8 protein-coding genes are annotated in these 11,715 nt (G+C 49.8%); 4 read left to right on the plus strand and 4 right to left on the minus strand.

The features are described from left to right. Positions 1-87: 87 nt before the first annotated feature. On the minus strand, positions 88-2,802 hold the full coding sequence (locus IQ265_RS25255) for a cation-transporting P-type ATPase (RefSeq protein WP_194058740.1): 2,715 nt from the start codon (positions 2,800-2,802) through the stop codon (positions 88-90). A 294-nt stretch (positions 2,803-3,096) separates the two neighbouring features. Here IQ265_RS25255 and IQ265_RS25260 point away from each other — a divergent pair, with 294 nt between their 5' ends. Further along, positions 3,097-3,705 (plus strand): bacteriorhodopsin, encoded by a 609-nt coding sequence (locus tag IQ265_RS25260; protein WP_228038453.1) that lies wholly within the window; start codon positions 3,097-3,099, stop codon positions 3,703-3,705. Between the two features lie 10 nt (positions 3,706-3,715). Here IQ265_RS25260 and IQ265_RS25265 read toward each other — a convergent pair whose 3' ends face one another. Beyond that, positions 3,716-4,093, minus strand: coding sequence for a hypothetical protein (locus IQ265_RS25265; RefSeq protein ID WP_228038455.1), 378 nt, complete (start codon positions 4,091-4,093; stop codon positions 3,716-3,718). 156 nt (positions 4,094-4,249) lie between these two features. Here IQ265_RS25265 and rppA point away from each other — a divergent pair, with 156 nt between their 5' ends. Both rppA and IQ265_RS30300 read left to right on the plus strand, forming a co-directional pair. Next, positions 4,250-4,936, plus strand: coding sequence for a two-component system response regulator RppA (gene rppA / locus IQ265_RS25270; RefSeq protein WP_194058744.1), 687 nt, complete (start codon positions 4,250-4,252; stop codon positions 4,934-4,936). A 9-nt stretch (positions 4,937-4,945) separates the two neighbouring features. Continuing rightward, positions 4,946-6,223 (plus strand): HAMP domain-containing sensor histidine kinase, encoded by a 1,278-nt coding sequence (locus tag IQ265_RS30300; protein ID WP_194058746.1) that lies wholly within the window; start codon positions 4,946-4,948, stop codon positions 6,221-6,223. A gap of 411 nt (positions 6,224-6,634) precedes the next feature. On the opposite strand, the gene IQ265_RS25280 is transcribed toward IQ265_RS30300, so the two are convergent. Together IQ265_RS25280 and IQ265_RS25285 are read right to left on the minus strand one after the other, a co-directional pair. Next, positions 6,635-9,466, minus strand: a complete 2,832-nt coding sequence (locus IQ265_RS25280) for a cyclic nucleotide-binding domain-containing protein (RefSeq protein ID WP_194058748.1) — start codon at positions 9,464-9,466, stop codon at positions 6,635-6,637. A gap of 71 nt (positions 9,467-9,537) precedes the next feature. Next, on the minus strand, positions 9,538-10,446 hold the full coding sequence (locus tag IQ265_RS25285) for a sodium-dependent bicarbonate transport family permease (protein WP_194058750.1): 909 nt from the start codon (positions 10,444-10,446) through the stop codon (positions 9,538-9,540). Positions 10,447-11,284: 838 nt separating this feature from the next. Here IQ265_RS25285 and IQ265_RS29035 point away from each other — a divergent pair. Further along, positions 11,285-11,482 (plus strand): CU044_2847 family protein, encoded by a 198-nt coding sequence (locus IQ265_RS29035; RefSeq protein ID WP_228038457.1) that lies wholly within the window; start codon positions 11,285-11,287, stop codon positions 11,480-11,482. The last annotated feature ends 233 nt before the right edge of the window (positions 11,483-11,715 follow it).

Below are 11,715 nucleotides of genomic sequence, written 5' to 3' on the forward strand. Positions count from 1 at the left end.
TTATGAGAGTTCATGAGAAAAGATTAATTTCAACACACAATTTTTCTGATGTCAGCATAATCAAAATAACAGCTTTATCAAAGTTATTTATTTCAGCGGAGAAAATCGCTTCAGCAATGCAGCTAAAGCAATCATGGGAAGCCCAATGACAAAGCAGATTAAGCCTTGAGTTGGACTTAATGCTTCAGTGGCAAATAGCCCATTCATAATGCTCCATTGGCTAAACAGATATTGGAGTATTAGGACGCCTACAATACCGATTGCCACGGCGTAACCCAACGACTCATCTTTACCACGTAGTTTTGCAACGAGTGCCGGAATAAAGCGGCTGATTCCTAATAAGTAAAAAGCTTCTGCTGCAACCAATGCCTGAATTGCCATCGTTCGTCCTAGTTCCTCATCTCCAGTGGTTCGGACAATCCAGTTAAATGTCCCAAAAATTACAATCCAGTTAAATAGTGAAACGGTTAAAATTCGGATGATTAACCTACGAGACAATAGTGGTTCGTTAGCAGGACGAGGTGGATATTCCATCACATCCGGCGAGGGTGGCTCAAATGCCAGTGGTAGACTCAAGGCAACAGAACTGACCATATTTAGCCAAAGAATTTGCACGGGCAGAATTGGTAGTGGAGTTGCTAACATCACCGCAATTAAGATGGTCATGGATTCACCACCGTTCACAGGTAGGATGAAGGCGATCGCCCGCAATAGATTCTTATAAACGGTGCGTCCTTCTTCAACAGCGGCTTCAATCGAAGCAAAGTTGTCGTCTGTCAGAATCATGTCCGCCGCTTCTTTCGTGACTTCGGTGCCAGTGATACCCATGGCTACTCCAATGTCAGCTTGCTTCAAGGCAGGCGCATCATTGACTCCATCTCCTGTCATTGCCACAATCTCACCTTTGGATTGAAGTGCTTCTACAATCCGCAATTTTTGCTCAGGTGCAACTCGCGCAAACACATTGCTCTGTTCAACGGCGTTGGCTAATCCTTGCTCATCCAGTTGGGCAAGTTCTTGACCTGTGAAAACGGGTCTATCCTGAGTTTGACTTAGTCCCATCTGCTGAGCGATCGCTGCTGCTGTTTTGGCATGGTCGCCCGTGATCATCTTGACCTGAATTCCCGCAGACTTACAGGATTCAATGGCATGAATCGCTTCGGGACGAGGCGGATCGATCATGCCTTGCAATCCCAAAAATACTAAATCTTGTTCCAAATCGGCATGTTCGATCACAGCTTGAAAATTAGGGACAGCTTTCTTGGCAAGTGCGAGAACCCGCAGCCCTTTTTTTGCCATGTTCTCTACAGTTTGCTCAAGTTGGGTCGGGTTGAGGACAATCGCCTTTCCATTTTCATCCAGCATCTGACGACATCGCTTGAGGATGGCTTCAGCCGAACCTTTGACATAAATCAACCGTTCTGGGCGGTTGCGATGTAGTGTTGCCATGTATTGAAATTGAGATTCAAACGGTAGGATGTCAAGTCGAGGAATCGCCTGCTCCAGCTTGTCTGTAACGAGTCCAGCTTTGTGAGCAGCAGCAATCAGCGCTCCCTCTGTAGGGCTACCGACCACTATCCAATTTCCGTCCTGCATTTCTAGGTGAGCGTCGTTACACAACAGTCCAGCTTGTAGGCATTCATATAACGCTGGTGTCTTTGCCAGATCAATGGTGTGTCCATTCAGGGAAATCTCTCCATCCGGCGCATAACCTCCACCACTTACCCGGTAGCGCCTTCCACCTGCGTCAATTTCCTGAACCGTCATTTGATTCTCGGTCAGGGTTCCGGTTTTATCGGAACAAATTACGGTGGTACTGCCTAGAGTCTCGATCGCTGGTAATTTACGAATGATGGCGTGGTGTTTTGCCATCCGAGATACGCCGAGCGCCAATGTCACTGTAAGAATGGCAGGCAACCCTTCGGGAATCGCACTGACTGCTAGCGCTACCGCCGCCTTGAACACTTCAATCCAGGAAAACCCTTGAGCAATGCCAACAGCAAAGGTGAAGGTAGCGAGTCCCAAAATGATATAGAGCAAGGTTTTGCTGAATTTATCGATTTTGCGAGTTAGAGGCGTTTCTATGGCTGTACTTTGCTGCATCAGTTGGGAGAGGTGCCCGGTTTCGGTCATCTCTCCAATGCCCACCACAACTCCACGCGCCTGCCCAAAGGTGACAAGGCTGCCCGTGTACGTCATGTTGGTGCGTTCTGCCAGCGGAGCATCTGCTTCTAAGGGAGCGAGGCTTTTTTCGACTGGAACCGATTCTCCTGTAAGGGCTGATTCATCTACCTGTAAATCGCGAATTTCAAGCAGCCGCAGATCCGCAGGTACTTTGTCGCCAGAGGAGAGCAGGACGAGATCACCAGGAACCAGTTCGCTGGATGGAACGACTTGCTTTTGGCCATTACGAAAAATGGTTGCATCAGTTGTAACCGCTTCTGATAAAGCGGCGATCGCATCTTCTGCTTTAGACTCTTGGACAAAGCCAATAATGGCATTGAGCAGCGTCACCCCAAAAATCACGCCCGAATCGATCCATTCCCTCAGAAACGCTGTCACCAGCCCCGCAACTAGCAGAATATAGAGCAAGGGTTGATTGAACTGCTGAAGAAAACGTACCCATGCACTCTGGTTTTTCTGAGCTGCTAACTGATTTGGACCAAAGCGATCGCGTCGCTCTGCTACCTCATTAAAGGTCAAACCCTGCTCAAGATTAGTTTTGAGCAAACGGACAACTTGCTCTTGGGAAAGGTGATGCCATTGCTGATCTGTTGATTTGATGCTGTCCAGTACTACCATCTCATTTCCTCCCGCCTCCATACCATCTGGAACGGCATGGCAGCCGTATGCCAGCCTTGGCAGCTTTATTATTTCTCTAGTGTTCTTCAAGAAAGTGAGTGAAAAGTGAGCGCCAAATTTCTACTGCTCACTTTTGGATCACATTTGTGAATTAGGACTAAGAGAAACAGAGGTAGCTTATGGATCTGCAAGCTCTATTGCACTGGGCTTATGTGATTGCGATGGCGGTTGGCGCACTATATTTTATTTCACTTGGCACTAACCCGCGTGGCGTTCCTAAATATGAGTATTTGATTGCCACCTTATATTCCCATCTGGTCGGGTTTGGCTTATATGGCAATGGCACTCGGTCAAGGTAAGGTTGAAATTGCAGGGCAAATTACTCACTATGCTCGCTACGTCGACTGGATTGTCACAACCCCTTTACTCCTGCTATCACTTTCCTTGACAGCAATGTACTTCATTACCAAAGATTGGATATTAATTGCTTCACTCATGGGAACCCAAGCGATTGTCGTGGTATCAGGGCTGATCGCTGACCTATCCACAATCGGTGAAGCCAGATTTCTTTGGTACATCTGTGGTGTTGTTGCGTTTCTAGTCGTCCTTTGGGGAATTTGGAGGCCTTTGCGGACTAAAACTCGTGGGCAAGGTGTAGAGTTATCTAGGCTGTATGACAGACTTCTGAGCTACTTTACGGTGCTGTGGATTAGCTACCCGATCGCCTGGTTGATTGGTCCTTCTGGGTTGGGTTGGGTAAACCAGACGATTGAGACGTTATTGTTTTGTGTGCTGCCCTTTTTCTCCAAAGTTGGTTTTAGCTATTTAGATTTGAATGGTTTACGTCGCTTAAACCGGATCAAAAACAGTGTAAATACTGCGAGTCACGACGTAGCCTATTGACACAGGGGCCTCATTCAACAATTTCATAGCGAACGAGTTGCCGCACATCTTGAAGAGATAGCTGAAGTTCTTGCGCGATCGCCGCCTCGATTTGATTGGCGTCGGTCATTGGCAATTCTAGTTCTAATCGCTTCAAGATGGGTTCCGTTGTCTGTACCTCGACTTGCGTAACCCCCTGCTGTCGATTGACGGTTGCATTGATCAGCAAAATGTTGATGGATACAGTTGCCTTAAGCTGGGTGTCAGCCTGAAGTCTTGTTTCGGTCAGTTGGGGTTGCCGCAGCTCCTGAGCCATCAGAGTATTGGTGCCAAACCAAAAGGCGATCGCCACAAACGGCAGCGGCAGCCAGAACTCTGCTCCCGATGTTTGGAGACTATCTTTGATCACACGCCACCCACTACCCTTTTTCATCGGCTTATATTTTCCGTTATTTGCACTCTAGGACAGCCTGCTGTATCTCGAGATCTAGCTCCAAGGGGATGTGTACACTACCCTAAGTGCCTATCCTCAATCTTGCAAGCCGCAAAGGGGAGCAGCGAAGAAATGAGAGTTTTGCTGGTAGAAGATGACCCAAAACAACTGATGCCCCTGCAAATGGCACTATCCCAGGCAGGACACAGCGTGGATGGCGTTAAAGATGGTGAGACGGCTCAGTGGCTTCTGTCAGAAAAAGAATATGATTTGCTGGTTCTAGATTGGATGTTACCGTGTGTCAGTGGTGTAACCCTCTGTCGCCAATATCGAGCAGCCGGGAAAACCGCTCCAGTTTTGATGATCACGGCAAGAGACACCACACCTGAAAAAGTAACTGGGTTAGACGCAGGTGCAGATGACTACTTGGTGAAACCGATCGACCTAATAGAGTTTATGGCACGAGTCCGGGCATTAAGACGGCGATCGCCCCTCTGGCAGGGAGACATACTGAGCCTTGAGGATCTCCACCTCCACCTCGATACCCTGACTGTCGAGCGGCAAGGTGCCACTGTTTCTCTATCTAGCCGTGAGTTCCAACTGTTGGAGTACTTCATGCGCCACCCCCGGCAAGTGTTAACTCGCAGCCAAATTGAGCAGGCAGTATGGGAGTGGGGAACCGAACCCGAAAGCAACGCAATCACTGTTCTAGTTCGCAAACTGCGTCAACGCTTGCAGACTCTAGGAGCGGCTGATTGGCTTGAGAGCATCTATGGCATGGGTTATCGCCTAAATTCCCCTGAAACGCATAAATTTTGAAGGCAAGACGTGTTTAACCAAAGCCGCCGCAACTTGGCTCGTTGGTTCACCCTGTCGATGGGAGGCATTCTGGTGCTGTTTGCTGGGGTGATTTATCAGATCGAGGCCAAGGACAAAGTGGAAGCGCTCGATCGCCTGCTCCACGACAAGACTAGAGTGATGGCTGCCAGTGTGCATTATGAAGTGCGACAAGGCCAGAGCCAGGTCGATCTGAGCCATGTTCCGTTATTGGGCACTGGCTCCCATCCGCTTGCAGAAGATTTGATTTATGTGCGCTGGTATAACGCGCAAGGGCGGCTCGTTCGCTTTTTTGGAGCTTCTCCCCCAAGCCAGTTGGAGATGTCTCTTGGTTATCTCACCGTTCAATCGACTGATCCACTTTTGGAGAAAGGAATCTGGCTTCGGCAGGCGACATTACCGGTTGAGGGTAGAACCGGGACCTTGGGGTATCTGCAGGTTGCGACTCCCCTGGCAGAGACTCAACAGAGACTTCAGCAGCTTCAGGTGGCGTTGACTCTAGCAGTTCCGATCGCACTAGGACTCATTGCCCTCACCGGTTGGATTCTCAGCGGCTTTGCCATGCAACCAATTCGGCAAGCCTATCAACAACTTCAACGGTTCACAGCCGATGCGTCCCACGAGTTGCGATCGCCCATTTCTGCAATTTTGACCAATGCTCAACTGGGTTTACTCATTGCCGATGACAATTCTCGCTATCACGCTCCCTTAGAGAATATCGTGGATAGCGCGAAATCCATGGGTGCGCTCGTCAACAACCTGTTATTGCTCGCTCGCCATCAGGGACAGCTTGCACCGGAATCACTCAAGCTCACCAATCTCGGCGACTTGCTCAAAAATCTAGTCACCCAGTTTGTAACCTTAGCAGAACAGCAAGCCATCGACCTAACCTACGAACCGCCTGAGCAATTAATTGAACTGTGGGCTGACCCCGACCTGCTCCGACAGGCGATCGAAAATTTGCTCAACAATGCCTGCAAATATACCCCTGCTGGCGGCGTGATCCTGGTGCGCTTGATGCCCTACCCTGACTGGGCCGTGGTTCAGATAATTGACACGGGCGCTGGCATTCCAGAATCTGACTTACCCTATGTCTTCGATCGCTTCTACCGAGTAGACGCTCAACGTTCCCAGGACAGCGGTGGTTTTGGGCTCGGGTTGGCGATCGCTCGACAAATTGTCCATGCTCATAGTGGGCGCATCCATGTCGCAAGTGAAGTAGGAAAAGGCTCAAAGTTTCAAATTGAACTGCCCATCAAGCCCTACTAAGGTCTCAGCAGATTCAGGAGCCTAGAATGGGGAACTCCGGCTATCGGTGCAGGCGACCCAGAGAAGCCGTCTCTAACTCAAACTCAGGTTGAGTCAGATCAGCTAGTTGCACGATAGACAACTACTCAACTCCAAAAACCTTCAGCAGGTTAGCCGATCGGGCACTCGGCTTGATCAATAGTCACCTCAGCTACCTCCCTGCATTGTTATTCCGCCCATTCAAAGTCAATTTTTCAGACAGCCGGTTCATGACAAGCAATTCACTGTCAAAGCTGTGCGGCAGTAAGCAATTTTGAAACCTACCGATAGTCTTTGTTTCCTTGCACCAGCACAGTGTTAGCTGGCTGGTGCTTGAACCCTTCAACCCTGCTTTGTAGAGATGGTTATCTACATAGCTTACGGCTGATTTTTTTATTCCTGAAGTGGCTGCACCGATCGCATAAATCGCTGAAGTTGCCGACTTTCCAGTTCCAAAACTCGGCGGGCAAAATCAGGATCATGGTCGAGCCAATCATCAAAGGCATCCACAGAAATTGCCAGGATTCGGGTACTTTCGCTATCTGCAACGATCGTATTTTCTGAAGTGCTATGGGCCAAAACCTCTAGCTCATCGAGCGTTTGTCCGGGATGAAGCTGTTCTACCCGAACCCCAGATTTCGTTTGATAGTGAATGTTGGCATCGCCTTCGATCAACAGCAACAACTCTCGACAGGTATCTCCGGCTTCTGTGATCATGTCTCCTTGCTTGTAGGCTCTCACCTCCGCCCGATCTGCAAGAGCAATGAGTGTTTCACTCTGCATCCGGTGGAAGAAGTCGCTATTAAACAAATAGACCAACTTTTCTAGCGTAGGAAATTGGGTCAGCGATAAATTTGCTGTTGATGGCGAATGCCCAGACAGTAGCCGATCGATCGTTTCCTGGACGACCTGGGAATTGAACTCGTGACGACGATTTTGAGCGATTGCCTGACTGCGTTCTATATCCAACTGAGCCATGATATAGAGTGCTGTTGCCTGAATCATAGGATTTTGATCCTGAAGCAAAGCCTCTAGATGGGCCAGAATCGCTTCCGAGGAGAAATCTAGTGAGCAAAAAACAGGGGTTTCCCCAGGCTGGGTCAAACACTGTAGGATGGCAGGCGGCAGGCGATCGCTCCAGTTTTCCTGATCTAAAATCTCTCCTAAAATTGCCGGTGAAGCCTGCTGTAAAGACTGCGCCAGGTCTAAAGCTGCCGCGTCCGACTGAAGAATAGCCAGGGTTTCCAGAAGCGATCGCACAATCAGTTCTTTTTTGTGGAGAATATTTTCTCGAAGCAGGGTTAATACCGCTTGATGCTCCTGTAGCATCGGTTGATTCAGAGCGCGGTAGCAGTTAATCAGATCGGGTAACTGCGTGAGCAAAAACTCTGCTTTTTTCAAACTACTGGCATTAGTTGAAAACCCGCTCAAAATCCACTCTTCTTCCTGGGGCGTAATTGAGTACTCTCGCCTCAGAGAACGAATGGTAGCTGAGTCTTGAAAGTATACTTGCTCGATTGCCGGACGATCGATCTGTTTCTGTTGCAGCAACATGATCCGCTCCAGTGACTTACGGTAGCCATTCAGGCGAATCTGATTTTCTAAACTGCGCTTGCGATCAGGATTTAGCAACTGCGGATCTTCAATGCCCAATTCCTCTAGCACAAGGCGGTGCTCGTCATCCGTAATGCCTAACTCCTGACGCATTTGCTGTAACACTTCTAGGCTACTGGAGTAATTCACATAGCCTTCTTCCAGCGCTTCTCGCACCACTCCCTTGTAGGCCTGGTGTCGTTTCTCGCGGGTAAAACTAGGCAAAACCTTAGCTAATACATACACCTCATGGGTGTTTAGGTCATTGAGCGAGCGGCCTTCCAAAAACTGTGCAACATTCAACTGCAATTTCTCCAACTGCTTGCGGAAGCGGTTCGCGAGATTTTCGCGAGAATAGAGATCAGGACTCCGCCGCCAAGTTTTATAGAGCCAGAGGGTACTCAGCGCCACTAAACCCAGGTCATAGAGGTACTGCACCGGCAAAGGGAGAAGCTGAATCAGGGGGCGTCCCCCAAAGATAAAGAAGAAATTGAAGATACCAAAGGTACAGAGGGCAAAGATGCGATGCCGGATGGTTTCGACCGATAGATTTAGCTGTTTTCTCCGACTATAGGCTTTGGCGCGTTTTTCGATCCATCGTCCTCCCCAATAGGCGATCGCCGTGCAGCCACCCAGTACTAGGGGAACCGCAACCAATTTAGGAATATTGATGGCCTGCCCAAACAGGTAAAGGCCAGGGTCAAACAGCGAAGCGAGTTGATCGGTCTGCCGTAGCCATGCCCCAGAGAAGTAATAGTTCCAGTTGCCTGCATAGAGATAGTAATAGACAAAATAGCCAATTACTAAACCGACGTAGCCATAGCGCAGAAACGAGGTTTCAGATTGTTTCAAGCTGTTCCAGTAGGTACGCTCCGCATCAATGTCGATGCAGGGATTTTGACAGGCAACGCAAGCGCTCTGTTCTTTACCATCCGGTAGCACCGTGCGGCACATAGATTGTGTAATTGGTTGCTCACTCGTGTGGGCTCTACTGCTCAACAAGCCCCCCGGTTCACTGTAGATGCTCTGCACCGGAGCCATCGGACAAAAGTACTGACACCAAGACTTGCCGCCGTACCAGTAGCCCACGGCAATTGCCGCTGCCACCGTGAACAATAGCCAACCTGCTAACACTAGACGATCGGCATTGAAAAACAAAATCCGCCCACATAATCCGGCAAACAACCAGCCAAATTGCACATAGGGATAGTTGCGACCCAGCCATGAATTTGGGTCAACTTTGGCTAACTCGTAGCGCACCTTGCCAGTCTTTTTGTGCTCTCGCTTAAATTGTCGTTGCCACCCTAGCGCACGAGGAATTTGAGATAGAAACGAGAGCGGACAAATGCGTCGCCACAACTCATGGCCAAACACCAGCAAAATAAAGATGGCGGCTGGCACAATTGCTCCCCAGAAGAGGGTCGTTCCTAAGGGATAGGGTTGCTCAGATAAGCATTCCCCCTGCACCTGCACACAGGTATCCGGAAGCCGCAAGGGACTCCAGGGATGGTCAGACACGGTGAGTGCCGATGTCCAGGGATCATAAAATAGGGAAGCAATGATCAGGAGCCAACCCACGGTCACCATCCAGCGAATCCAGTGCATTCGCCGCTCTGGCAGTTGTGCAAACATAGACAAACCCTTCCTCTTCTGAGCATATATCTTAAAGCCATCACCAGCGGTAGCCTGAAAGCAATACTGCCTCACATGAAACTGATGTGAGCCGACAGAATACCAGTCCGTAACTTGGGTGGCCCCAAGCCGTCTGAACTGGAGCAGGCGGTGATGGCTAAGATCACGACGCCGCCAAGGCTGAATCCCGTGGCGTAGAAGCTTTCATAGGCGCTTTCGAGCTGAGTGAGCAAGCCGAGGACAAGACCGAGCAGAAGGGCCAAGAGGGCAGAACCCTGGAGGCTTTCCTTCACGATGGGCCAGATCTTAACTCGATTGCTTGGGGTGCCGCTCAGCCCGCTGGAGTAGCTGCCTGCGCCATTGCCCGACTCGATGGGATACCCGCCTGCGGCAACTGCGGGCAGGGGCTGAGTGATGGGAGCCCCAACTGCGGCAACCCGCTGCTTGCCTATATACTCCTCATTTTTGGGATACTTCTCGTTTTTAAGATACTTGTCGCGTTTCTGCTTGTTCGTATGGATGCTAGCGATGATGATTGCCGTCACCAGCGCTGGAATGTCCATAAAGGAATAGAGCGCACCAGCCCAGTTCTCATATTCAATACCTTGCCATTTTAGTACCGTGATGCCAGCGACCATGGTAAAACCACTCATGGCACCTGATAAACCCCCGGTCGCAACGGCATTCACGACTCTGATGTCTGGCAGCTTGGCGAACGTGTAGCGCACGATGAGAATCCCCGTTACCACGGCGAACAGCGTCGACAGCAGCATTTCTGCCAGGTTGGCATTGTAAGTGGCCATGCCGCCGGTCAGGCCGACCTTGATCAGCAGCAGGAAGACGATGAATTTATAGATCGCATCGGGAATTTGCAGCTTGCTACCAAGGGTGGCAATGACGATACCGCTAATCAAAAAGCCAAGGGTCGGGGACTGCCACTGCGTCCAAAAATCCGATAAGAACTCGGACAAAAAATCCACTAAAACCTCCTTCCGCCCCCTCTTACAAGGGGTGATTACTGGGATAAGTGAGCTTTAAAGTTTAAAGAGCAAGGGCGAAGCACTTCACCCCTACAGCACGGGTATTACATGAGCACGGTCGCTAAGGGGGGCAGAGACTGGCAATCTCTGTATTGGGCTGGAAGGGTGCTTCCTGCATCACCTTCAATAGATATAAATCTATTAAAAAAAAATAACCATGTGTTTAAGTCTATCGTGAGGTGCACAATTCTTTGCGCTCCCTAGCCATGAATTTGAAACGCAATATCCAAATCCAAACCATAAGTTTTTCTTTTGCCCATACTCTCCGGCATTCACTCGGTTAATGTAAATCACAATCCCAGAGTTTTCTCAATGCGACCTGTCGCTGGCTGTAACCGCATCCGCGCGCTGTTGCCCTTGGCTAATCTGAGACAGATCCAGAGTCTGTTTGTAGAGCAATCACCACTTGGGTTAGGACTTTTAACTGGGTATGGTTAGGAGGTGATTGCGAGCCAGGTCGTTGACCTAAGTTGCAGCAGCTGACTAATCACCATGGTTCTAAGCGGACTGGCCAAAGCTATATCTGACAAGGAACTTAGCCAAAGGTCGCACCGCTGAAACCTTTGGCTAAGCTGCGATTGCCTCGTTGGACAACGTCCGATCACGGATATTGCACCACTGATAAACCGAGGCGAACTCGAAGAGCTGCTGCTAATCAACCCACTTTTCAGGGGGAGTTGTTGCTGGCCCATAAGGTGTAGAGGGATTGTAACTGGCGAGGTTAAACCACCCCACCGCTAAAGGGACTAGCGACCAAGTCGTGTAGAGTTTTCGGAAGATGCAGGGCACCATACGTGCCTACACCAGTTACACACTCAATGCATTCAGGCAGATGACCAGGGCTAACGTCGACAAGGTGACGCTCGAATTTGGGGTGAAAGTAGCCGGGAAAGTTGGCGTGCCTTACGTCACCAAGGGCACAGCTGATGCGAATTTGAAGATCACACTGGAGTACTCATTCCGTAAGCAAAGCTGAAGCTCCAGCACTTGGGAGAAACCTCGATCAGGCCGCATAGTGGCCCGGTATAGCTGCCCGCGCCGCAACCCCTCCACAGCTGCACCTTATGCGAAAGTTCTGTCTACTCAGATCTTGCACCTTGGCAGCGGGGATGAGAGAAAAGGGCGTGAAACTTATACGTTGCAAGGACCATGAAGATTCTTGCCCACGCCCAAGAGCTAATTTACCAACTGTTGGATGGGATGCCGAGT

It is taken from the genome of Nodosilinea sp. LEGE 06152 (assembly GCF_015207525.1).
Classification (GTDB): Bacteria; Cyanobacteriota; Cyanobacteriia; order Phormidesmidales; family Phormidesmidaceae; genus Nodosilinea.

Coding starts and splice junctions, on each gene's coding strand:
- IQ265_RS25280 (WP_194058748.1), bottom strand. CDS start 9,466: ATGTTTGCACAACTGCCAGAGCGGCGAATGCACTGGATTCGCTGGATG.
- IQ265_RS25255 (WP_194058740.1), bottom strand. CDS start 2,802: ATGGTAGTACTGGACAGCATCAAATCAACAGATCAGCAATGGCATCAC.
- IQ265_RS29035 (WP_228038457.1), top strand. CDS start 11,285: ATGCAGGGCACCATACGTGCCTACACCAGTTACACACTCAATGCATTC.
- rppA (WP_194058744.1), top strand. CDS start 4,250: ATGAGAGTTTTGCTGGTAGAAGATGACCCAAAACAACTGATGCCCCTG.